The sequence below is a fragment of the Bradyrhizobium sp. MOS002 genome (assembly GCF_003020115.1).
Taxonomy (GTDB): domain Bacteria; phylum Pseudomonadota; class Alphaproteobacteria; order Rhizobiales; family Xanthobacteraceae; genus Bradyrhizobium.
In genome coordinates, this window is the sequence record NZ_PYFX01000003.1 from 281,267 (window position 1) to 303,375 (window position 22,109).

Annotated in this window: 21 protein-coding genes; 9 read left to right on the forward strand and 12 right to left on the reverse strand. The window is 64.5% G+C overall.

Annotated elements, in window-relative coordinates:
* Positions 1-224 precede the first annotated feature (224 nt).
* The 11 genes from C7G41_RS10080 to C7G41_RS37725 form a co-directional block, all read right to left on the reverse strand.
* Positions 225-1,808, reverse strand: coding sequence for a Do family serine endopeptidase (locus C7G41_RS10080; RefSeq protein ID WP_106942423.1), 1,584 nt, complete (start codon positions 1,806-1,808; stop codon positions 225-227).
* A 219-nt stretch (positions 1,809-2,027) separates the two neighbouring features.
* The gene (locus C7G41_RS10085) at positions 2,028-3,371 is read right to left on the reverse strand and encodes a methyl-accepting chemotaxis protein (RefSeq protein WP_106942424.1); all 1,344 of its coding nucleotides are present in this window, start codon (positions 3,369-3,371) and stop codon (positions 2,028-2,030) included.
* Between the two features lie 188 nt (positions 3,372-3,559).
* Complete coding sequence (locus C7G41_RS10090) at positions 3,560-4,039, reverse strand: cytochrome c-type biogenesis protein (RefSeq protein WP_106942425.1); 480 nt, start codon at positions 4,037-4,039, stop codon at positions 3,560-3,562.
* Positions 4,040-4,043: 4 nt separating this feature from the next.
* Positions 4,044-6,026, reverse strand: a complete 1,983-nt coding sequence (locus tag C7G41_RS10095) for a heme lyase CcmF/NrfE family subunit (protein WP_106942426.1) — start codon at positions 6,024-6,026, stop codon at positions 4,044-4,046.
* A complete protein-coding gene (gene ccmE / locus C7G41_RS10100; RefSeq protein ID WP_106942427.1) occupies positions 6,023-6,532 on the reverse strand; it encodes a cytochrome c maturation protein CcmE in 510 nt (169 codons plus the stop codon). The genes C7G41_RS10095 and ccmE overlap by 4 nt, the downstream gene beginning before the upstream one ends.
* Positions 6,533-6,569: 37 nt before the next feature.
* Positions 6,570-7,685 carry a c-type cytochrome biogenesis protein CcmI gene (ccmI, locus tag C7G41_RS10105; RefSeq protein WP_106942908.1) on the reverse strand — a complete coding sequence of 372 codons (1,116 nt, stop codon included), beginning with the start codon at positions 7,683-7,685 and terminating at the stop codon, positions 6,570-6,572.
* Between the two features lie 131 nt (positions 7,686-7,816).
* A complete protein-coding gene (locus tag C7G41_RS10110) occupies positions 7,817-8,086 on the reverse strand; it encodes a hypothetical protein (RefSeq protein WP_106942428.1) in 270 nt (89 codons plus the stop codon).
* A gap of 99 nt (positions 8,087-8,185) precedes the next feature.
* Positions 8,186-9,586: a hypothetical protein gene (locus C7G41_RS10115; RefSeq protein ID WP_106942429.1), complete on the reverse strand. Its 1,401-nt coding sequence runs from the start codon at positions 9,584-9,586 to the stop codon at positions 8,186-8,188.
* A 159-nt stretch (positions 9,587-9,745) separates the two neighbouring features.
* A complete protein-coding gene (locus C7G41_RS10120) occupies positions 9,746-11,122 on the reverse strand; it encodes a sensor histidine kinase (protein ID WP_106942430.1) in 1,377 nt (458 codons plus the stop codon).
* A 121-nt stretch (positions 11,123-11,243) separates the two neighbouring features.
* The gene (locus C7G41_RS10125; protein WP_007593400.1) at positions 11,244-11,915 is read right to left on the reverse strand and encodes a response regulator transcription factor; all 672 of its coding nucleotides are present in this window, start codon (positions 11,913-11,915) and stop codon (positions 11,244-11,246) included.
* A gap of 230 nt (positions 11,916-12,145) precedes the next feature.
* Positions 12,146-12,301, reverse strand: coding sequence for a hypothetical protein (locus tag C7G41_RS37725; RefSeq protein WP_007593402.1), 156 nt, complete (start codon positions 12,299-12,301; stop codon positions 12,146-12,148).
* A gap of 234 nt (positions 12,302-12,535) precedes the next feature.
* On the opposite strand from C7G41_RS37725, the gene C7G41_RS10130 reads away from it, so the two are divergent.
* The 7 genes from C7G41_RS10130 to C7G41_RS10160 all read left to right on the forward strand — a co-directional run bounded on the left by C7G41_RS10130 (position 12,536) and on the right by C7G41_RS10160 (position 18,191).
* Entirely contained in the window at positions 12,536-13,516 is a 981-nt protein-coding gene (locus C7G41_RS10130; RefSeq protein ID WP_106942431.1) for a Ku protein, read from the forward strand.
* A gap of 57 nt (positions 13,517-13,573) precedes the next feature.
* The gene (locus C7G41_RS10135) at positions 13,574-13,810 is read left to right on the forward strand and encodes a hypothetical protein (protein WP_106942432.1); all 237 of its coding nucleotides are present in this window, start codon (positions 13,574-13,576) and stop codon (positions 13,808-13,810) included.
* Between the two features lie 219 nt (positions 13,811-14,029).
* Positions 14,030-14,212, forward strand: coding sequence for a hypothetical protein (locus tag C7G41_RS10140; protein ID WP_106942433.1), 183 nt, complete (start codon positions 14,030-14,032; stop codon positions 14,210-14,212).
* A 192-nt stretch (positions 14,213-14,404) separates the two neighbouring features.
* The gene (locus tag C7G41_RS10145; protein WP_106942909.1) at positions 14,405-14,569 is read left to right on the forward strand and encodes a Flp family type IVb pilin; all 165 of its coding nucleotides are present in this window, start codon (positions 14,405-14,407) and stop codon (positions 14,567-14,569) included.
* A 213-nt stretch (positions 14,570-14,782) separates the two neighbouring features.
* Positions 14,783-16,345, forward strand: a complete 1,563-nt coding sequence (locus C7G41_RS10150; RefSeq protein WP_199198290.1) for a hypothetical protein — start codon at positions 14,783-14,785, stop codon at positions 16,343-16,345.
* Between the two features lie 158 nt (positions 16,346-16,503).
* Positions 16,504-17,499 carry a glycosyltransferase family 2 protein gene (locus tag C7G41_RS10155; protein WP_106942435.1) on the forward strand — a complete coding sequence of 332 codons (996 nt, stop codon included), beginning with the start codon at positions 16,504-16,506 and terminating at the stop codon, positions 17,497-17,499.
* A gap of 8 nt (positions 17,500-17,507) precedes the next feature.
* Positions 17,508-18,191 carry a class I SAM-dependent methyltransferase gene (locus tag C7G41_RS10160; protein ID WP_245446497.1) on the forward strand — a complete coding sequence of 228 codons (684 nt, stop codon included), beginning with the start codon at positions 17,508-17,510 and terminating at the stop codon, positions 18,189-18,191.
* A gap of 1 nt (position 18,192) precedes the next feature.
* Here the strand turns inward: C7G41_RS10160 and C7G41_RS10165 are convergent, their stop codons facing one another.
* A complete protein-coding gene (locus C7G41_RS10165) occupies positions 18,193-19,638 on the reverse strand; it encodes a hypothetical protein (RefSeq protein WP_106942437.1) in 1,446 nt (481 codons plus the stop codon).
* 198 nt (positions 19,639-19,836) lie between these two features.
* On the opposite strand from C7G41_RS10165, the gene C7G41_RS10170 reads away from it, so the two are divergent.
* Both C7G41_RS10170 and C7G41_RS10175 read left to right on the forward strand, forming a co-directional pair.
* Positions 19,837-20,256, forward strand: coding sequence for a hypothetical protein (locus C7G41_RS10170; RefSeq protein ID WP_106942438.1), 420 nt, complete (start codon positions 19,837-19,839; stop codon positions 20,254-20,256).
* A 194-nt stretch (positions 20,257-20,450) separates the two neighbouring features.
* A complete protein-coding gene (locus C7G41_RS10175) occupies positions 20,451-22,106 on the forward strand; it encodes a thiamine pyrophosphate-requiring protein (protein WP_306768036.1) in 1,656 nt (551 codons plus the stop codon).
* The last annotated feature ends 3 nt before the right edge of the window (positions 22,107-22,109 follow it).

Sequence of the window (22,109 nt, forward strand, 5' to 3'; positions counted from 1 at the left end):
GAGCGGCAATCGCATGCAAGCCGAGTGAGAGACTCTGGCATCGAGAAAAAGGCGGGCGGTGAAGCTGGGGGGACTTCACCGCCCTAGGCCTTCCGACGGAGGGGGGCGTAATTCCACCGGAAGGTAGACAGGGGAAGCAAACGTTGCGCTGCTCCCCCGAAGGGCGCCATCGGCGGGGGCGACTGATGCCGACGACACCCTTCATCTCGTGGGCCTCCTGAGGCCTAGCCCTTGGCGATGGGCACGGCGACGAAGCGCGACTGGCCGCCGCTCTTCACCCGCATCAGGACGCTGTTCTTGTTGTCGGTCCGCGCCGTGTTGATGGCGTCGCGGACTTCGCCGGCGGTGCTCACGCTCTTGCCGCCGACTTCGAGAATCACGTCGCCTTCCTTGAAGCCGCGTTCGGCTGCGGCGCTCTTCGGATCGACTTCGGTAATCACGACGCCTTCCTTGCCGGCGCCGGCCACGGAATCGGCGGGCGCGACGGTCATGCCGAGCTTGGGCACATCGGTGCCGCGGCTCGCGCCCTTGCCGCTGTCCTTGTCGATGTCGGCCTTGGCCTCGATCGTGTTCGGCAGCTGGCCGAGGGTGAGGTTCACGACCTTGTCCTGACCCTTGTGCAGCACGTTGAGCTTCACGGTCGCGCCGGGCGCCAAGCCGCCGATGGTACGGGCGAGCTCGCGGGCGTCCTTGACCGCTTCGCCGTTGACCGACGTGATCACGTCACCGGACTCGATGCCGGCCTTGGCCGCCGGACCATTCGCCTGCGGCTCGGCAACCAGCGCGCCTTCGGCCTTCTTCATGCCGAGGCTGTCGGCGATGTCGGATGTCACCGGCTGAATCTGCACGCCGATCCAGCCGCGGCTGACCGAGCCCTTGTCCTTGAGCTGCGCTACCACGCTCTTCACGGTGCTCGCGGGAATCGAGAACGCGATGCCGACGCTGCCGCCGGAGGGCGAGTAGATCGCGGTGTTGACGCCCATCACCTCGCCGTTGGTGTCGAAAGCCGGACCGCCGGAATTGCCCTTGTTCACGGGCGCGTCGATCTGGATGAAATCGTCATAGGGGCCGTTGCCGATGTCGCGACCGCTGGCCGAGACGATGCCCGCCGTCACGGTGCCGCCGAGCCCGAACGGGTTGCCGACCGCGAGCACCCAGTCGCCGATCCGCGGCTTGCCGTCGGCAAGCTTCGCGAACGGGAAGTTCGAGCTTCCCTCGACCTTGATCAAGGCGAGGTCGGTGCGCTGGTCGGTACCGATCACCTTGGCGGTGTAGGTCTTGCCGTCATCGGTCGTGACCTCGACCTTGTCGGCGCCGTCGACCACGTGGTTGTTGGTCACGGCAAAGCCGTCAGCCGAGATGAAGAAGCCGGAGCCCTGGCCCTGCACGACGCGGCCACGACCACCACCACCCTTCAGACCCGGGACCCCGTCCGGACCGCCGAAGCGGCGGAAGAAGCGCTCCATCGGCGAGCCCGGCTGGAACGGCGACTGCGCGTCATCGCCGTCATCGTTGCTTGCCGCCTTTTCCTTGATGTTGACCTTCACCGAGATCACCGACGGCTTCACGCGCTCGACGATGTCGGCGAAGCCGATCGGTCGCTCGACCTTGCGGACCTCGTTGTTGACCTGCGCATGCGCCGGGCTGGAGAACAAGTCGGCCGGCGAGGTCGACGGGCTGAAGCCGTGGACGGCAATCCCGAGACCAGCGAGAACCGACGCCATCAGCGCGATCCTGCGGGCCGAGAAAATCGACCGGCGCGGCTGCCGGTAGGACGGAAGGTTCGAGAGGTCGATACGGTCGCTCATGCAGGGATCTCCAGGGCCTTGAATTCATTTTGGTGCCGGATGCCAGCACCTTGCGGACCTGAACATGGGGGCTCGCGCCTTACCGTGCGCTGGCGGCGGGGTTAAACTTTTGTAATGAACGGGGAATGCGATGCGGCAGTTTATCGCAGAACGAAAGTCCTGGTCTTACAGGAACTTAATCGAGTTCCGGTGGCAGCCGAAGCGCCCTTTTCAGGGCTCTCAGCTCGCCCTCACACTGACGATGAATTCGTCGACCTCGCGCTTCAAAGTCTCGGCCTGCTGCGACAGGTCGACCGCGGAATCGCGCGCCTCGGCGGCCATTCGGCCGGTCTCGGCGGACGTCGAGGTGATCTGGACGATGTGATTGGAGACGTCGAGCGTGCCGCGCGCGGCGTCCTTGGCGCTCCGCGTGATCTCCTGCGTGGCGGTGCGCTGCTGGGCGGTGTCGATCTCGATGCCGGACATGATGGACGAGATCTCCGACAACGTCTGCGAGACGCCGTCGATCGCGCCGCGCGTCTGTGCGGTGATGCCCTGGATGCTGGCGACGTGCGAGGTGATCTCCTCCGTCGCCTTGCTGGTCTGGTGGGCCAGATTCTTCACCTCGGAGGCGACCACTGCAAACCCTTTGCCGGCTTCGCCAGCCCGCGCCGCCTCGATGGTGGCGTTGAGCGCGAGCAAATTGGTCTGCGACGCGATCGCCTGCACGAGCTGCACGACCTCGCCGATCTTGTCCGCAGCGTCCGACAGCGAATGGATAGTGTCGCGGCTCTTCTCGACCTGCGTCGCCGCGCCCTCGGCGCGCAGGGTTGCGTCCGTGACGCGGCGGCTGATCGTGCCGATCGAATTCGTCATCTCCTCCGCCGAACCCGCGACTGTCTGCACGCTGCCGCTGGCCTGGCTCGCCGCGCTCGCCACGGCATTGGCCTTGGTGCTGGTGTCGTTGGCCGTCCGCGACAACGTCTCTGCGTTGCTCTCGAGATGCACGGCCGACGATGCCACGCTGTCCACGACGCTGGCGACGAGATCGTTGAAGCGCTTGATCCGCGCGTCCAGGAATTTCGACCGCTCGGCCTGATGCTGCGCTTCGTGGAGCTGCTGCTCGGCGAGGCGGCGCCGCTCCAGGCCATTGGTCTTGAACACCTCCAATGCCCCGGCGAGCAGGCCGATCTCGTTGGTGCCGCCGAGACCCGGAACCGATGTCTCGAACTTCTGGTCGGCGACCTCGCGCATGGCATGAACGATCGCGGCCAGGGGATTGAGGATGCCGTTGCGCACGGCAAACCAGGTGACGAGGCAGATCGCGATCGCGACAACGGCGATCACGCCGCAAGCGACGAGAAAATAGGAGAACGCGGTCTGCGCCTGCTGGTAGATCTGCATCGCGTGGTCGTGCGCGGGACCACTCAGCGCTGCGAAATCGGACGACAGGCTGGTGATCTCGTTGTTGAGATAGAGCACCGCGACGAAGCCGGTGCCGCCGCCGATGCCCAGCAGGAACAATAATGCAACGACGACGGCGCCGACCAGGAAGCGGATCGTCAGATTGCTGTTCGCGAACATAATTGAGGACTCAGAGTCTGGAATCGAATCTTGCGACAAGCTTTCAGACAAAGGTCAACAGAGCATGAAACACGCTGCGGCAGGCAGCTACGTATCATTGCGTAACCAGGACGATTTGAAGTGGCCAAGCTTGAAAACAGTTAAGGCTTGAAACAGCCAAGCTTGAAGCAGCCAAGGCTGAAAGCAGCTTAAGATTTGGCTTCATCCGCCATCAATGCCGCGAGCCGCGCTTCCTCGTCGGGCGTGAGCGGCGGAGCCGGTACGTCTGCACCATTTCGCGAGCGCCGGCGGAATTGCAGCCAAAGCGCCAGGCCGCCGCCAATCAGCAGCAGCGGCGCGAGCAGCCAAAGCAGCATGTTCTGGCGCTCGAAGCGCGGCTTGAGCAGCACGAACTCGCCGTAGCGCGCGACCAGGAAATCGAGCACTTGCGAATTGCTGTCGCCGGCCGCGATGCGCTCGCGCACCAGGAGCCGCAAATCGCGCGCCAGCGGCGCATCGGAATCGTCGATCGACTGGTTCTGGCAGACCATGCAGCGCAGCTCGCGCGACAAGTCGCGTGCACGCGACTCCTTCGCAGGGTCCGACATGATCTCGTCGGGCTGTACGGCATGCGCCGCAGGCAAGGCCAGCAGCATCAGCGCGACGAACGCGACCATCATTCGGCGCATCGGATCACTCCGCCGGCTGCAGGCGCTGCTTGGCCCGCGCCGGTTTCGGCGCACCGACCCGCAGGCGCCGGTCCGACAGCGACAGCACGCCGCCGAACGCCATCAGCACCGGCCCCCACCAGATCAGCAGCACCAACGGCTTGTGATAGATGCGCACGGCAATGGCGCCCTCGGCAGTGGCGTCGCCGAGCGAGATGTAGAGCTGGCTGGCGCCGCGCGTCAGCAGTGCGGCCTCGGTGGTCGAGGAGCCGCGGGTGGTGAAGCTGCGCTTGGACGGAGTCATCACGCTGAGCTTCTCGCCGTCGTGGCTGACGTTGAATTCGGCGATCATCTCGTGGAAGTTCGGCCCCTGACGCTGAAACAGGCCGTCCAGCTTGACGTCATAGCCGGCGACATGGGCGACGTCGTTCTGCTTCATCGTCGCGATATATTCGCTGTTCCAGGTGGTCTCGCAGACGATCCCGATCAGCGCGACGCCGAGGCCGGCATGCGCAAACGCGGAGCCCCAGGCCGAGCGCGGCAAGCCGCGAGCCCGGTGCAGCGCCGTTGCGAACGGTAGCCGCACGAGGCCGGTACGCTCGACGATATCAGTGACGGCACCGGCGATGACGAAGATGCCAAGCCCGATCGCGAGCGGCGCCAGTGTGCTGCCTCCGCTTGCCCAGCCCCAGACGATGGCGACGGCGACAAGCCCGGCGACGCCGGCCGCGAGCAGACGCTGGGTGACGCCGAGCAGATCGCCGCGCTTCCATGCCAGCAACGGCCCGAACGGCACGGCGAGCAGCAACAGCGTGAATAGCGGAGCGAAGGTGAGGTTATAGAACGGCGCGCCGACCGACATCTTGAAATCGGCGAGCATCTCCATCGCCAGCGGATAGAGCGTGCCGAACAGCACCACCGCGCAGGCGACCGTGAGCAGCAGATTGTTCAGCACCAGCGCACCCTCGCGCGAGATCGGCGCAAACAAGCCGCCCTGCTTCAACGAAGTCGCGCGCCCCGCGAACAGCGACAGGCTGCCGCCGATGAACAGGCAGAGAATCAGGAGAATGAACACGCCGCGGGTTGGATCGGTCGCGAAGGCATGCACCGAGGTGATGACCCCCGAGCGCACCAGGAAGGTGCCGAGCAGCGATAGCGAGAAGGTCAGGATCGACAACAGGATGGTCCAGACCTTCAGCGCGTTGCGTTTCTCCATCACCAGAGCCGAATGCAGCAGCGCGGTGCCGGCAAGCCACGGCATCAGCGAAGCATTCTCGACCGGGTCCCAGAACCACCAGCCGCCCCAACCCAGTTCGTAATAGGCCCAGTACGAGCCCATGGCGATACCGAGCGTCAGGAAGATCCAGGCGACCAGCGTCCACGGCCGCACCCAGCGCGCCCAGGCCGCGTCGATCCGACCCTCCAGCAGCGCCGCGATCGCGAAGGAGAACGAGATCGAGAAGCCGACATAGCCGAGATAGAGCATTGGCGGATGCACGGCGAGGCCGATGTCCTGAAGCACCGGATTGAGATCGCGACCCTCGATCGGCGGGTTGGCAATGCGCAGGAACGGATTCGAGGTCACCAGGATGAAGAGATAGAAGGCGCTGGCGATCCACGCCTGTACGGCCAGCACATGCGCGCGCAGCGACAGCGGCAGATTATTGCCGAAGGCCGCGACCAATCCGCCGAACAGCGCGAGGATCAACACCCACAACAGCATCGAGCCTTCATGGTTTCCCCACACGCCGGTGATCTTGTAGAGCAGCGGCTTCATCGAGTGGGAATTTTCGTAGACGTTGGCGACGGAGAAGTCCGAATTCACGTGCAGCGTCACAAGCGCGATGAACGACGCACCGACGAAAAGAAGCTGCGCCAGCGCGGTGGAACGCGCGACATTCATCAGCGCGTCATCGCACAGGCGCGCGCCGATCAGGGGCACGATGGACTGGATCAGAGCCAGTCCGAGCGCCAGCACCAGCGCGTAATGTCCTGATTCCGCGATCACCGCACTGCTCCCTGCGGGTTGCCTTGCGCGGTCGTAGCCCCCGGTTTTACGCCATCGGAAGCTTTGGCACCGTAATCGTCCTTCCAGTGCCCCTGCTTCTTCAGGGCATCGGCAACGTCCTTGGGCATGTAGGTTTCGTCGTGCTTGGCGAGCACGGTGTCCGCCTTGAACACGCCATCGGCGTCGAGCGCGCCTTCGGCGACGACGCCCTGCCCTTCGCGGAACAGATCGGGCAAAATGCCCTTGAAGGCGACCGGAAGCTTTGCGCCGCCGTCGGCGACCTCGAAGGTCACTGCGAGATTGTCGCCGCGCTGGAGCGAGCCGGGCTGCACCAGGCCGCCGAGGCGAAACCGCTTGCCGGGCGCGACGTGCTTCTCGGCGACCATGGTCGGCGTCGAGAAGAACACGATGGAGTCGCGCAGTGCGTTGAGCACCAGCGCGGCCGCGAGCGCGAGCACGGCAAGCGAGCCGCCGATGATGGTCATACGTCGCTGCTTGCGCGTCATGGCGTATCCATTCCCTGCCCGTCTCGTCCTGACATCGTCATCCGTCGAGCCCGAGCGTCTTGAGGCCTTCATCGAGCTGGCGCAAGCGCGCTGCATCGTTGGCAACCGCCTGGCGGGCATCGGTCGATGCCCCCACCGCCTTGTCGCGATCACCCATCACGAGATAGGCGCGCACCAGGCGCAGCCAACCCTCGACGTCGTCGCCGTTCTGCTTGAGGCGCGTGGCGAGCCGTTCGACCATGCCACGAACCATCGCGTTGCGGTCGCCCTCTTTCATGTCCTTGGAAGCTGCGAGGGTCTCATCCGACAGCGCCGGCATCGTAGCGCCACCGCCGCCGACCCGCGCGAGCGAGGTCTGCACGAGAGGGCGCCACGGCGCATCCGCCGGCGCTTTCGCCAGCAGCGCGCGCCAGATATTGGCGGCATCGTCCTTGCGGCCGTCCTGCTCGGCGGCGAGACCGAGAAAATAGTTCGCCTTGGGGTCGTCGGCGCTGAGCGCGCGCGCGCGCTCGAACTCGCTCTTGGCTTCGGCGGTCACGACACCACCGGCGGCGGCCGAGATCGCTTCGCCGAGATCGGACCGGCGCTCTGCGCTCTCGCCATTGTAGGTGAGCGAGTTGCGATAGGCGCGCACCGCGTCGTCGAAGCGGCCAAGCCGCTCCAGTACGGGCGCGATCACGTTCCAGCCGCGCCCGTCGGTCGGATTCTTTTCCAGATGTTGCTCGACCTGCACGACCAGATTCTCGAGCGACTGCGCCATGCCCGACCCGGATCCGCGCTCCCGCTGCGCCAGCGGAAAGTCCTGGAGTCTGGGCGAGCCGAGCGGCGCATAGACGCCGACCGCAACCAGCGGCAGGCCGGCAAGCGCCAGCACGGCCGCAGCGCGGCGCCATTTGACACTGGATTTCGGTGCCGTTGCGGGCTCGCTGCCGGCCGCGGCGAGCAGCCTGCGGCTGACCTCGACGCGCGCGGCCTCGGCTTCAGGCGCTGCGATCAGCCCTGCGGCAAGGTCACGCTCGATCTCGGCGAGCTGGTCCTTGTAGACCGCGACCTCGCTGCCCTGATTTTGCGCGCGTCCGCTACGGCCGAGCGGCAGAAGCACGGCGAAGATAGCCGCAACCGTCATCAGCGCGAACACGAACCATAGCGTCATCTGGCAAGCTTCCGGCAGCGCGCGAACCGCGCCCACTGGTGGCTTTACACCACGGCCTGACGATGCGGCAATTGACAATTGTCAATTCGGCGCGACCGCGCACAGTCCCGAAACGATGAAAATCCAACGGCTTAGCCGATCTCGAAGTCCGAGCTTTGAGCGGCGTCCTCGCCGTGCCCGTCGAAGGCCCTCAGGAAGTATGTTCCCGGCAGGATCGCGTCGGGCAATCTGATGCGCAACGCCCCGACGGGAACGGGCGATGCAACCCTGGTGACGGTCTCAGGAAGCTGCCGACCGCTTGCCTTCTCGACCAGCACCACCTTCGCGCCGACCATCAGCCTTTGATATTTGGCAACGACGACGCGATTCTCGATTTCGATGGAACTGATAACGGGTTTCATGCGCCCACAGATAGAAATATAGAAGTTTGCACGGTGAGCGTAGGGCCCGTCACCGACACCGTCAACCTAAAATTGTGATCACAAAAATATGCGCCTGGATCAGCTCGCGCGCGACGATTTGCGCTCGCCCGTGGCCGCGTTCTCCGCGGCGCGGCTCATCAGCGAGGCATAATCATCGCCGAACAGCACCTGGCAGAAGCGGATCGCGGCCTGCACCTGCTGCTGCCGATAGGTGCGAACCTTGTGATCGGCGCCGCGCAGCGACTGCACCAGTTGCTCTGTCGAACGCTCGACATATTGCTGGAGGTCGGAATAGGTGCGCAGTGTCACCTCGTTGATCGCAAGCTCACTCGCATAATTGCGGCAGGTCGCGACAAAATCGATCAGCGCCACGGTTTCCTCGACCTCGGTGCTGTCGATCCGCGCGCCCGGCGGAATGTCCTTCTCGGCGCGCTGGCGCAGGATGCGGCGGACACGGCCGGGAACACTGTCGATCTCGGATTGCAGCGCGTTGGAGATGTCGGCCCGGATCGAGGTCAACTGCTTGCCCCAGGCGGAATCGTTGCGCAGGTCGAGTTCGGTACGCAGGCCGCGGACGCCGTCGTGCAGCGTCTTGAGATTGCCGGCGACGTTGTCGAAATGGCCGCGCTTGATGTCCATGCGCAGGATGGCGGCGACACAGGACAGATCATGCAGCGCGATCGTGACGGCGACGCCATAGGGCGTTGCCGCGACCCGGATCTCATCGTCAGACGCGGCAATCTTGATGGCGAGGCGGATGATCTGCCACGGCGCGGTCATCCGCTGCACGACGATCGACAGCGCGAAGGGCAGCATCTGCGGCGTCTGGAGGACGGGAATGTTGAGCGCCGCAGTCACCGAGGCGATCTGGGCATCGCCGAAGGCGCGCAGGGAGCGCGGCAGCTTCTCGTTCAGGGTGGCAATAGCCTCGCGGACTGCGAGCACCGCCCCGGTCGAATAGAGGTCCTCGATCACGTTGGGCGGGCCAACGCGGGCAAGCGCACGCGACTTGTCGCCGCCGCCCGGCCCGGTCAGCTCGAAGATGGCGTCCGCGGCGACCGCCTGGAGCTTCGAGGCCAGCGCTTCGACCTGGCCTGCACTGTCGACCGGCGTACGTGCCAGCGCCGCCTCGAATTCGCTCAGCTTGTCCGGAGCACCGTCGCGGCCGAGCCATTGCCAGATCGGAGCCAGCGAGGAGCGGCGAATCTGCCCGACCCGGATCGGGGCGCCTGCTTCGACCAGGAATGGTTCCAGCACCTGGAACAGCAGCCGCGACAGATCGTCAGTGCGCGGCGGTGCGGCCTCGTCGGCTTCCGTCTTGCGGACGATCTTGCGCAGCTGGTCGAGCACGAGGGTCGCCACGGCAGTGTCCTGGCCGCGCTCGAGCGCACGCTCGAACTCCCGCATCAGCAGCGCCTGCGCCTGCGGCGGGAGCTGCGCGAGATATTCCCTCAGCCGCTCGATCGATGTCTGGCTCATGCGCCCGGATAATGAACGGTAAAATGGCGGACGTGGGATCCGTCCTGCTCGATCATAGGTGGGCCCACTTAAGAAGCCGTTTAGGAAGTCGCTCCGAATACCCCTGCTTTCGTTCGGATCGACGTGCCGTAAGCCAAATAGTCGCGTCGGAACAAGGGATTATACAGCGGGGAGGACCAGCTCCGCCCGCAGGCCTCCGGTCGGCGCGCGGCCGAGGGAGAGGCTGCCGCCGTAGAGCGCAGCGAGCTCGGTCACAATCGACAGCCCAAGCCCCGATCCGGGCTTGGACTCGTCGAGCCGCTGGCCGCGCCGTGAGACCTGGGTGCGCTCGGCCTCCGACAGGCCGCGGCCATCGTCGTCGACGATCACATGCAGCCGCGGACCGGCGCTCGCCTGATGGGGCGCTTCCACAAGAACTTCGATGAAGATCCGCGAGGCCGCCCATTTGCAGGCGTTGTCGACGAGATTGCCGACCATCTCCTCCAGATCCTGCCGCTCGCCGCGAAATTTCGCCGACGGATCGGCCTCGGCCTCGACCACGATGCCGCGGCCGCGGTGGATCTTCTCCATGGTCCGCCGCAGTGCCTCGATGGCCGGTGCGACCTCCGTCACCGTCGCGACAACCGAGACCCGCGCCGCGATGCGCGCGCGCTCGAGATGATGGGCGACCTGGTCGCGCATCACGTCGGCCTGCTCCATCACCTTTGCCGCGAACGGATCGGCGGCATGCGCGCCGGCCTCGTTCACGATGACCGAGAGCGGCGTCTTGATGGCGTGGGCGAGATTGCCGACATGGGTGCGTGCGCGCTCGACGATCTCGCGATTGGCGTCGATCAGCGCGTTGGTCTCGCGCGCCAGCGGTGCGATCTCGACCGGGAACTCGCCCTCGAGCCGCTCCGCCCGCCCGGACCGGATGTCGGCGATGGATTCGGAGATGCGCTTGAGCGGCGCGAGACCGAAGCGGACCTGGAACACGGTGGTCAGCAGCAACACGATGCCGAGCGCGGTGAAGGTGCCGCCGAGGTAATAATCGAAACTGCGCGTCTCGTCGAAAATCTCGGTGTCGTCGCCGGCGACACTGACGAGAAATTTGCCGTCCGCGCCGAGATCGACCGGCCGCTCCACCATGCGCAGGTTCTGTCCCTCGGGACCGTCGACATAGGCGATCCGGATGCCGGCGGCGGTAAGCTCGGTGCCCTGCTCTTCCAGCTTCGGCAGCTTCTTGTCCCAGAGCGAGCGCGACGAGCGCACCTCCGGCTTTTCGGTGTCGGTCCGCGTGATCTGCCAGTACCAGCCGGACAACGGCAGCTCGAACAGAGGCTCGCCGAGCGATTGGAACTGGCGATCCGGGGGCTCGTCGGGGGTGGCAACCTCGGCGATCAGTGTGCGGAGATAGAGATTGAGCCGGCGGTCGAAGGCGCGCTCCGTGGCGTTCTTGTAAACCGACGACAGCACCACGCCGGTGATGGCCAGGATCACCACGAGCCACGCGGTCGCCGACAGGAACAGGCGGTTCGCAAGCGAGCTGGCGGGCATCGGAATGATCCCGGAGGCGCGGGGTGGCATGGCATCGGAACTCATGACCCGAACAAGGCCTCTGCCGGGCCGCCCGTCAAGCCAAGATACGTCTAGACAAGATAGTTCGAGACGCCACGCTTCAAGCGCCGGGGGTCGGCGGAGTCAGGAGATAGCCGAGGCCACGGACGGTCTGGATGATGTCGACGTCGAGCTTCTTGCGGATGCGGCCGACGAAGACCTCGATGGTGTTGGAGTCGCGGTCGAAGTCCTGGTCGTAGAGATGCTCGACCAGCTCGGTGCGGGACACGACGCGCCCCGAATGATGCATCAGGTAGGCCAGAAGCCGATACTCGTGCGACGTCATCTTGATGGGATTGCCTGATACGCTGACCCGGCCGGTCCTGGTATCGAGCGTGACGGGGCCGCAGCTCAGCTCGCTCTGGGCATGGCCGGTGGAGCGGCGCAGCAGCGCGCGGATGCGCGCCAGCACCTCCTCCAGGTGGAACGGCTTTGCGACATAGTCGTCGGCGCCGGCATCGAAGCCCTGGACCTTGTCGCTCCAGCGGTCGCGCGCGGTGAGGATCAGGACCGGCATGGTGCGGCCGTTGCGCCGCCAGGCTTCCAGCACCGAGATGCCGTCCTTCTTCGGCAGGCCGATGTCGAGCACCACGGCGTCGTAGGGCTCGTTGTCACCGAGATAATGCCCCTCCTCTCCGTCAAAGGCGCGATCGACGACATAACCGGCGTCGGTTAGCGCCTTGGTAAGCTGGCGATTGAGATCGGGGTCGTCCTCAACGACGAGCAGGCGCACGCTTCTCTCCCGAATTAGGCCGCATGAACACCCGCACAGATGAGCAATTCCGGCGTGAACTGAATATGAACACGGGGAACCGGCCGTGTTACTTTTTGGTCATCTCCGACCTGATCGCGGTCAACGCACTGCGCCCGCCAGGCCACCGGACGAACCGGCGGCATGGCGGGCGCAATGTGCCGCGTTACGCGGCGAGTCGTAAGGTGCGAACCGTCCGATCGATCCGCCGATCAGGTCCGGAAGAACACGAACCAGATGACCGCGAGGATCAGGATCGCGAGCCCTGTGGATATGGCGAGCAGCGCCGCCACCGACGGCCCGGGCTCGCCCTGGCGCGCCTCTGTCGGAGTTTCCACGATCTGACGTTGGTCTCGCGTGGTTGCCATGGTGACCTCAATTTCTGGCTGTCGCGTCGGATGGCCGCGACTCCTCGCGGCGGAATGTCTCGTGGCAACGCATGATGGGATATGATGTTCCGGCCTTTGCGGCCCGATCAGGCTGCAACCGCGCGCTGGGCGGCCGGTTAACGCAGTTGCAAGATTCAGCGATCCGCCTTGCTATGATTCGTTGTTCCCCGATGGTATCCTCGTCTTCTGTCCCCGTTGCGTTTGGAGTAGCCCATGGCCCCCCGCGCCAATTGGAAGGGTTTTCTGCGTTTGTCGCTCGTGACCTGCCCGGTCGCGCTCTATCCGGCCACTTCGGATACCGAGAAGGTCTCGTTCAACCAGATCAACCGCAAGACCGGCCACCGGATCAAGTACCTCAAGGTCGACGCCGAGACCGGTGACGAGGTGACCTCGGAGGACATCGTCAAGGGCTACAAGGTCGACACCGACACCTATATCGAGGTCACCAAGGACGAGCTCGACGACATCGCGCTGGACTCGACCCACACGATCGAGATCGACGAGTTCGTACCGAAGACCGACATCGACAGCCGCTATCTGATCCGTCCCTATTATCTCGTGCCCGATGGCAAGGTCGGCCACGACGCCTTCGCGGTGATCCGCGAGACGATCCGGAGCATGGACAAGGTCGCGATCGGCCGTGTGGTGCTGACCAACCGCGAGCACATCATCGCGCTGGAGCCACTCGGGAGCGGCCTGATGGGGACGCTGCTGCGCTACCCCTATGAGGTCCGCGGCGAGAAGGACTATTTCGACGACATCCAGGACGTGAAGCTGACCAAGGACATGCTCGACCTCGCAAAGCACATCGTCGAGAAGAAGTCCGGCGCGTTCGAGCCCGAGCTGTTCGAGGACCATTACGAGACCGCGCTGATCGACCTCATCAACAAGAAGCGCAGCGGCGCGCCCATCGCAGCAAAGGCCGCGCCCAAGACCGGCGGCAACGTCATCAACCTCATGGACGCGCTGAAGAAGAGCATCGCGAACGAGAAGGACGCAGGCCCCGCGAAGGTGGCCAAGGACGTGACCAAGGACGCCGTCAAGGGCAAGAAGCCGAAGAAGCGCGTCGAAGGCCAGCGCGAGATGCTGCTGCCGATCGCCGGCAAGGGCGGCAAGGATGCTGCTGCGAAAGCCGCTCCCAAAAAGGCCGACAAGCCGGTGCGCGCGCCGGCGCGGGCGAAGAAGGCCGGCTAGCAGCATCGCACAGCGACGACGCCGTGATGCCTCCCCTCGCCGATCGGCCGACCTGACATGCCCTGGTCGGCCGCGTTCGACGACCCCATTCCGTTGCGCGGCAGGCGCAAGCTGCGGACGCTGCAAGAAGCTGCCGATCACATCATGCGACTGCCCGAGGACACGCAGCATGCGAGCCACTGGCAGACCGCGATCGAGGCCCTGATCAACGCGGCCGAGACCGGCGGCGGCTGGATGATGTTCGCCCGCATCGCGGTGTTGCGGGCGCTGAATGCGGACGGTCGGCGCGAGTGAGCACGGCACCGCACTGGGTCTGCCTTCCGATCCGCCGCCGACCTGCCCAAGAACAGGTTCAAGAACAGGCTCAACGATCCGTTAAGCTGCCCCATCGCTTTCAGTGTCCGCCTGCGGTCGCGGGGACGAGGCGTAATCCTACGGACGACAAAATTAACCGCCGGTTCCCGCTACGCACAGCATGGTCGCCCCTCGATTAAACCCGGGATTTGCAGCCTCGTGCAGCCGCAGGACGCCAGAAAGAACTACATCGGCATCGTCAACGACACGGCCGAGGAAGAAAGCCTCGCCGGCGGCGCCGCGCGGGCCCAGCCGCGCGTGGTGAGCTATCTGGTCGGACGCCTCGCGGCGGTACTGAAACGCCCCGGCAAGGCCGCGCCGGAACGCCCGATCGCGTCCTGAGACGCGATGAAGACATCGCCAAATGCATCCGAATTGGGTGACGAAACCTTAAGTCAATCAATGACACGATATGAAACGACAGGCGAGGACCATCCGACCTGCGTTTTGATGCGCCCACGAAAAATTAGTGAATCAATTTACCATTCCGAAAACGGCACCAGCCTACGTTGGACGGATGAACAGGAGTTGACGATGACTTTGCTCAAGTCATTTCTTGCCGATGAGAATGGTGCCACCGCCATCGAGTATTGTCTGATCGCCACCGGCATCGCGCTCGCGATCATCACGGCCGTGAACAACACGGGCAGCGCACTCCTGAGCGGCAAATTCAACTCGATCAGCGCGGCGGTGAAGTAGCCGCCATAGCCGGCGCGCCATAATCCGATCAGCGCAAGTCCGCGTGCAGCGCGCCCGATGAAGGGCTCCTCTTTCCAATCGACGTTCCGATACGGACACGCGTTTGGTGTTCTCGCGGCCCCAACTTGATTGTCGCGAAGTTCGCATTATGGCGTTGTGTCGTGCGGCTGCGCCATCGTAGAGCGTAAGCTCAAACTCCGGCGGCCCGATGACATGATTCCTTCCGACAAGCCGACCTTGACAATCCGGACTCGTCTTGGCTCGGACCGATCGGTGGCGATCACCGTTCTCGCGATGCTGGCGGCCGTCTCGTTTCTTCCGGTGCTGCTCACCCCTATCCCCGCGATGGTCGACTATCCCAATCACCTCGCCCGGATGTATATTCTGAGCCAGAACGGCACCCCCGACGCCAATCCGCATTACGAAGTGGCCTGGGCATTCTATCCCAACCTTGGCATGGATCTGCTGGTCCCGCAGATGGCGCGGCTGATCAGCGTCGAGAACGCCACACGGCTGTTTCTGCTCCTGAGCCAATTGCTGATCGTCGGGGGCGCGCTATTGCTCGAATGGGCGCGGAAGGGACGGGTCCATCTCGCCGGCTTTGCGGCGCTCGCTTTCCTCTACTGTCTGCCTTTCAGCTGGGGCTTCGTGAATTTCGAGTTCGGACTGGGCCTCGCTCTCTGCGGCATCGCCATCTACCTGATGCTCTCGGAACGCCCTTGGCCACTGCGTTTCATCGTCAACATGGTCTTCGTCGCTGCGCTGTTTGCGGCGCATTTCTTTTCCCTCGGCATCTACGGCGCGACGCTCGGCCTTTACGAGCTCTCGCGCATCCGCGATGGGCGAATATCGTACGGTGTCGCTGCCGCGCGGCTCGCCGCGTTGGCGATACCGGCGCTTGCCCTGTTTGGGATCATGCGCATGACCGCGGGCTCGATCGGAAGCGAAGGAACGAGCTGGTTCCTCGGGTTCAAGCCGATTTGGCCGTTGCGCATCATGAACGGTTACAATTTGACGGTCGCGGCTGCGACCGGACTGATGCTGATGAGCTCGCTGTTCTTCGCCGCAAGGCGTGGCGTCCTCAAGCTCGAGGCAGCCGGGATCTGGCTCGCGATCGGCTTCGCGCTGCTCTACGTTGTCATTCCCTCGAAGCTGTTCGGAACCTCGTTCGTCGACCTGCGCGTGATTCCCGCTGCGGCTCTGATCCTGCCGGCCTTCTGCTCGCTGACGCTGCCCAGCCGGGCATGGAGCATGGCAGCGCTCGCCGCGATCAGTGGCATCATACTGATCAATCTCGCCGTCGTGCTCGCGGTGTGGTTGCCTTACCGCACCGACTATGCGGCCATCATCGAGTCGTTCCACAAGATCGATCGCGGCTCTCGCATCCTCGTCGCCAGCACGGACGACAATGGAGACCCGCCCTTCGCCGACCTCACCTCCTATCCGATGTATTATGCGCCGACGCTCGCCGTGCACTATGCCAACGCGTTCGTGCCCAATTTATTCACGGAAGCGGGCAAGCAGCCCGTGCGGCCACGCGAGGAGGTGCGCCGTCTTGCCATTCCCTACGGCGGGCCAATGCCGCTAGACGTGCTTACCGCGATTGCGGAAAGCCGGCCGCCGGCGGGCGTTCCGCCGTTCGTCCGCACCTGGCACCAAGATTACGACTATCTCTATGTCCTCGGGCCGCGGGCCGCAAACCCGCTGCCGGATCTGCTGGAGGCGCTGGATACCTCAGAGCGATTTGTTCTCTACAAGATCCGCCGCAGATCCTAGGCGAAGCCGCGCTGCCTAGTGTGGTTAATCAGGCGTCACCATCCGCACCGCCTTCTGGAAGCCACCCCAGCGCCCCATATCCTTAACGGTTGTGGCAAGGCCACCTTAACCACCGCCGGCATAGACTTCCGCTCCTGCAACGAGTTGGAATCTCTCGCATGGCGGCCAATCCCCAGTCGATCCGCTACAGCCTCGTCATCCCCGTGTTCAACGAGGAAGCCGTGCTGCCGGTCCTGCTGCGCAGGCTCGACCTGGTGCTGTCCCGGCTCGACGGGCCGGCAGAGGCGATCTTCGTCGACGACGGCAGCAGTGATTCCAGCTCGATCGTGCTGCAGGCGCTCGCCACGCGCGACCCGCGCTTTCGCTATATCGGCCTGTCGCGAAATTTCGGGCATCAGATCGCCATCACCGCCGGCATGGACGCCGCGCAAGGTGAAGCGATCATCGTCTTGGATGCCGATTTGCAGGATCCGCCCGAAGTGATCGAGCAATTGATCGCAAAATGGCAGGAAGGCAACGACATCGTCCACGCCCGCCGCCTGTCGCGCGACGGCGAAAGCCGGTTCAAGCGCGCGACCGCGCATCTGTTCTACCGGCTTCTCGGCAGGATGTCTTCGGTCGGCATCCCCGCTGATGTCGGCGACTTCCGCCTGATCGATCGCAAGGTGCTCGACGCGCTTCGGCAGATGCCGGAGCAGGACCGCTTCGTACGCGGCATGATCGCCTGGCTCGGCTTCCGGCAGGCGGAGGTCACCTTCCACCGCCTCGAGCGTGCAGCCGGCGAGACCAAATATCCGCTCTTCAAGATGGTGCGGCTCGCGATGAACGCCGCGCTCGGCTTTTCCGATCTGCCCTTGCGGCTCGCAATCTGGTGCGGATTGACGGTCTCGGGTCTCGCGCTGCTATACGGCGGCTGGGTGATCCTGTTGTGGCTCAGCAACGACAGTCATCTCGTCACCGGCTGGTCCTCGACGATCGTGGTCGTGTCCCTGCTGTGTGGAATGAACATGCTGATGACGGGCATCGTGGGGCTTTACGTCGGCCGCATCCATGCCGAGGTGAAGCGCCGCCCGCTCTACGTGGTGCAGACGCGCGCCGGCTTCGATCGCAACGAAGCGACGGCCGCACCCGCGATCCGCGCCGTCAACGAGTGACCCAGCGCATGACCGAACTCTTCGACGGTTATCACGACAATTACCGTGACGTGGTCCAATCCTCGATCGACTTCTCCGGCTTGCCGCATGACTTCTTCATGCGCGCCAAGGCCGATCTGCTGGGCAATCTGATCGCGCAGCGGCTCGATACGGAGAGGCCCGACATGCTGGACGTCGGCTGCGGGGTAGGCAGCCTTCATCCCCTGCTTCACGGCATGGTCGGCCGCTTGAGCGGCATCGACGTTTCCTCGGCCAGCCTGGCGCAGGCACGCGCTGACAACGGCGGGGTCGACTACCGTGAGTTTGACGGCCGCACCTTTCCTTTCGACGATGCCAGCTTCGATCTGGTTACGGCCGTCTGCGTGATGCACCACGTCGTGCCGACCGAATGGGCGCAATTCATCGCGGAGATGCGGCGCGTGACTCGCCCCGGGGGGCTCGTCTGCGTCATCGAGCACAATCCGTACAACCCGCTGACACGCCTTGCCGTCGCGCGTTGTGAGTTCGACCGGGACGCCGTCTTGCTCGGTGCCGGCACCACCCGAAAGTTGATGGCTGCCGGCGGCCTGCGCGAGATCGGCGCGCGCCATTTTCTGCTGCTGCCCTGGGACACCAAGCCGGCGCGGCGCCTCGAAGATACCCTGAGCGGCGTGCCGCTCGGCGGCCAATACGCCGCCTTCGGGACCGCTTGATCTATCTTTGCGGCATATCTCGCCGCTTGTGCACGACCGCCACGTCGTCGCTGTAGACGCGCTGCCATTGGGGCAGCCGGTCCAGCATCGCTATCGCCGGCGTCCCCGGCGCAAGCAGCGTCGCGGCGATGTTGTATTCGTCGAGCAACTTGAGAAAGTCGCCGAGATCGACCAGCGCCAGGGCGCGATTGTAACGGTTGATGAACGCTCCCCCGTACAATTCGCCGCGACCGTCGATAAAGGTGGGAATGCCGGCAAAGATCAAATAGCCGCCGAACGAATAATCGTTGAGCACGTGCCCCGCCGTGGCGAGTTTGGCTTCAGCGATGGCAGCCTGAGGGGTAATGGCCGGAGCTGGCCGTATGTCACGGGCCAGCGTCGCCCCGCTCGCCACGATCAACACACCGAGCGCGACCAGGTTCAGGCCGCGTGACGAGCCGGCCTCGTCTTCCCCAATCGGTCCGCCGAACTTCCGCCCCAGCGGAGCCGCCAGATAGAGCGGCGCCAGCATGGCCAGCAGATCCGCATTGCGGATCTGGGCCAGCGCGAAATGCAGCAAGCCGATCACGACCAGGGCCCGCACGACCGGCAGCGTCACGCCGCGCGAGAGCGCGAAGATGCCGGCCAGCAGCAGCAACTCGAAGAAACTGATGTGGCTGAAATCCTGCGGCCGCCATTCCGCGATCCAACCGAGCGCGGGGCCGAGGCCGAGTGTGGTCAGCGGCATCAGCAGCGGTTCGGGCCCGTAGGGGGTCAGGCAGGACGCCGCGACCGCAAGCGCCGTGAACGGTAGCCAACGCAGGAATACGCGCGGCCATTCGCTGCACTTCTCGCGCAGCAGCGCCTCGAGCCCCGCAGGGCCGATCAGTCCAAGCGCCAGCACCACACTGCCGTGCAGATTGGCCCACACGACCAGCAGCGGAAGGACCCAGTACGGCGGAGGCCCTCCACGATCCATGCAGCGTACCAGGGCAGCCGCCCAGGTCACCATCAGCGGCAGCACCAGCACGTGTGGCCGCGCCAGCATATGCGGCGCCAACAGGATGACGGCCGCGATCACCATGAGCAGCGTCTGGGTCGGCGAAAGCTCGCGCAGCAGGAAGAACGTGAACAGGCCAAAGGCGAGCGCTATCGCCGCGGCGGCGACGACCAGGACGCCCTGCCAGCCGGCAAGCGCGTAGGCTCCGGCGTAGATGATCTCCGAGAGCCATTCGAACGTGATCCAGGGCGCGCCGTGCCTCGAAAAGGAAAATGGGTCGCTCGCCGGCAACGTGCCGTGCGCGATGATCCAGCGCCCGACCTCGATGTGGGAATAGCTGTCGGGATCATTGAGCAGCCGCGGTCCAAGGATCAGCAGCAGGCCATAAACGCCAAGGCTCACCAGCCAGGGAAGCGCCGCACGCGCCGAAAACGGATGAACCTCGCTGTGGACGGCCTGGTCACTCATGGCGAGCGCAAGTTAGGGCCCAAGCGTTAAATTCCTCTTTGACTTGACCGCGCCTGGCCTGGTGCGCGGCGGGCCGGTCACGCTTTGTGAACCATATTCCCGGCTGCGAAATCCGGGCTGCGGCGCTTTGACGACCATGTGGGTCCTGATACTCTTCGCACCGTCAGACGACGAACCGGAGCTGCTTGAAGGATGCGGATGAGAAGCGTGCTGCCCCTGGCTTTCAGCCTCATCTTTGTCGGCGTCTGGTCGCAGGACGGCGCGAGAGGACAGACTTCGGCCGCGCCGCCGGTTTCGCTTTCTCCCCCCAATGCATCGCCGCCGCATGCAGGCGCCAAAAACTCCAGACCTCCACCGGCAGCATCCATCAGAGAAGTTTCGCCGCCGGTGATCGGCGGGCTTCCACCGACGCCGAACCCAGCCGCCGACTACGATGGCTTCAGCGTAGGTACCGGCGACGGCAATGACACCTCGAGCCAGGTAGTCCCGCCTGTGAGGTCACGCACTGCGAAGGGCTCCAGGGCCGATCCGGGTGCTAAAGGCGCTGCTGAGCAATTAATCGATCAAGAAGACGCGGCGCTGAAACGCAAGCTGATGATCTGCCAAAGCTGCAAGTAGCGGTCGTAGTACGGATGGAGCGCAGCGAAATTGGTCATCGGTCTGCCCGGGTGGAACGGCCCCGGAATGCGCTGCGCTCCATCTGGGCTACGGCAGTCCGCTGCATAGCTGACCTACCGCGACTCTCATCGCCCGTGCTTTACCCTCCCTCAATTTCCTGATCCTCTCTCCCCTAATCAGCCGGACCAACCGGCCTGCCCAGGGAGAGAGACGCCATGAAGCTCGGCACCGCGATTGCGGAAATCATGAAGCGCGAGGGGATCGAGATCCTCTGCGGTTATCCGGTCAACCATCTGATCGAGCATGCGGCCAAGGCCGATATCAGGCCGGTGATGGTGCGGCAGGAGCGCGTCGGCATCCACATGGCGGATGCGATCTCGCGGGTGACATCGGGACGTTCGATCGGCGCTTTCTGCATGCAGCATGGACCCGGTGCTGAGAATGCGATGGGCGGCGTCGCGCAATGCTATGGCGAATCCGTTCCCGTGCTCGTGTTGCCGATGGGCTATCAGCGCCGGCTTGCGCATATCGAGCCGAACTTCAATTCCAGCGAGGCGATGAAGGCGTTTTCGAAATCGTCCGAGCCGATCATCTTGGCTGGGGAAGTCGCCAACATTTTTCGCCGCGCCTTCACCAAGCTGAAGAACGGCCGCGGCGGGCCTGTCATCGTCGAGATCCCCGCCGACATGTGGAACGAGGAGGTGCCGGAGCCGCTGAACTACACGCCGGTGCTGCGCACGCGCTACGGCGCGGACCCCGTACATGTGAAGGAAGCCGCCAACCTCCTCATGAATGCCAAGCACGCGGTGATCTATGCCGGCCAAGGCGTGCATTACGCGCAGGCCTGGCCGCAACTGAAACGGCTGGCCGAACGGCTCGCCATTCCCGTCACCACCAGTCTTGGGGGCAAATCGTCCTTTCCGGAAACGCATCCGCTCTCGCTCGGCTCAGGCGGCCTCGCGGTGCCGCGCGCGGTGCCGAAGTTCCTGGCCGAGGCCGACGTCATTTTCGGCATCGGCTGTTCCTTCACCGAAACAAGCTTCGGCATCGCGATGCCGAAAGACAAAACCATCATCCACTCCACACTCGATCCGAACCATCTCAACAAGGACGTGGAAGCCAGGATCGGCCTCGTCGGCGATGCCGGGCTCGTGTTCGACGCGCTGCTGGAGGAGATCGGCAAGACCGTCACCGCGGATCGCGACGCATCGGCGGTGGCAGCCGAGATCGCGGCCTCGCACGAGGCGTGGCTGGCGAAATGGATGCCGAAGCTCACCAGCAATGATGCGCCCTTGAGCCCCTATCGTGTGCTGTGGGACTTGCAGCACACCGTCGACATCGGCAACACCATCATCACCCACGACGCCGGCAGCCCGCGCGACCAGCTCTCGCCGTTCTGGAAATCGGTCGAGCCCCTCACCTACCTCGGCTGGGGCAAGACGACGCAGCTTGGCTACGGCCTAGGGCTGGCAATGGGCGCGAAACTCGCAAAGCCCGACAAGCTCTGCATCAATGTCTGGGGCGACGCCGCGATCGGCTTCACCGGCATGGATTTCGAGACCGCGGTGCGCGAGCGCATCCCGATCATGTCGATCCTGCTGAACAATTTCTCGATGGCGATCGAATTGAAGGTGATGCCGGTCTCGACCGAGAAATATCGCTCGACCGACATTTCCGGCGACTACGCTGCGATGGCGCGCGCCTTCGGCGGCTATGGTGAGCGGGTGACGAAACCCGAGGACATCATCCCAGCGATCAAGCGCGGCATCCAGAAGACGCAGGAAGGCGTCCCGGTGCTGCTGGAGTTCATCACCAGCAAGGAGACCGAGGTGTCGCGGCCGGGCACGTGAAGC

Bases quoted from the DNA above. Each gene is read 5' to 3' on its own strand.
- C7G41_RS10110 (WP_106942428.1), bottom strand. From the start codon at position 8,086: ATGAAACCCGTTATCAGTTCCATCGAAATCGAGAATCGCGTCGTCGTT.
- C7G41_RS10170 (WP_106942438.1), top strand. From the start codon at position 19,837: ATGAGAAGCGTGCTGCCCCTGGCTTTCAGCCTCATCTTTGTCGGCGTC.
- C7G41_RS10165 (WP_106942437.1), bottom strand. From the start codon at position 19,638: ATGAGTGACCAGGCCGTCCACAGCGAGGTTCATCCGTTTTCGGCGCGT.
- C7G41_RS10155 (WP_106942435.1), top strand. From the start codon at position 16,504: ATGGCGGCCAATCCCCAGTCGATCCGCTACAGCCTCGTCATCCCCGTG.
- C7G41_RS37725 (WP_007593402.1), bottom strand. From the start codon at position 12,301: ATGGCAACCACGCGAGACCAACGTCAGATCGTGGAAACTCCGACAGAG.
- C7G41_RS10085 (WP_106942424.1), bottom strand. From the start codon at position 3,371: ATGTTCGCGAACAGCAATCTGACGATCCGCTTCCTGGTCGGCGCCGTC.
- C7G41_RS10130 (WP_106942431.1), top strand. From the start codon at position 12,536: ATGGCCCCCCGCGCCAATTGGAAGGGTTTTCTGCGTTTGTCGCTCGTG.
- C7G41_RS10145 (WP_106942909.1), top strand. From the start codon at position 14,405: ATGACTTTGCTCAAGTCATTTCTTGCCGATGAGAATGGTGCCACCGCC.
- ccmE (WP_106942427.1), bottom strand. From the start codon at position 6,532: ATGACGCGCAAGCAGCGACGTATGACCATCATCGGCGGCTCGCTTGCC.
- C7G41_RS10080 (WP_106942423.1), bottom strand. From the start codon at position 1,808: ATGAGCGACCGTATCGACCTCTCGAACCTTCCGTCCTACCGGCAGCCG.
- ccmI (WP_106942908.1), bottom strand. From the start codon at position 7,685: ATGACGCTATGGTTCGTGTTCGCGCTGATGACGGTTGCGGCTATCTTC.
- C7G41_RS10115 (WP_106942429.1), bottom strand. From the start codon at position 9,586: ATGAGCCAGACATCGATCGAGCGGCTGAGGGAATATCTCGCGCAGCTC.
- C7G41_RS10135 (WP_106942432.1), top strand. From the start codon at position 13,574: ATGCCCTGGTCGGCCGCGTTCGACGACCCCATTCCGTTGCGCGGCAGG.
- C7G41_RS10120 (WP_106942430.1), bottom strand. From the start codon at position 11,122: ATGCCCGCCAGCTCGCTTGCGAACCGCCTGTTCCTGTCGGCGACCGCG.
- C7G41_RS10160 (WP_245446497.1), top strand. From the start codon at position 17,508: ATGACCGAACTCTTCGACGGTTATCACGACAATTACCGTGACGTGGTC.
- C7G41_RS10150 (WP_199198290.1), top strand. From the start codon at position 14,783: ATGATTCCTTCCGACAAGCCGACCTTGACAATCCGGACTCGTCTTGGC.
- C7G41_RS10090 (WP_106942425.1), bottom strand. From the start codon at position 4,039: ATGCGCCGAATGATGGTCGCGTTCGTCGCGCTGATGCTGCTGGCCTTG.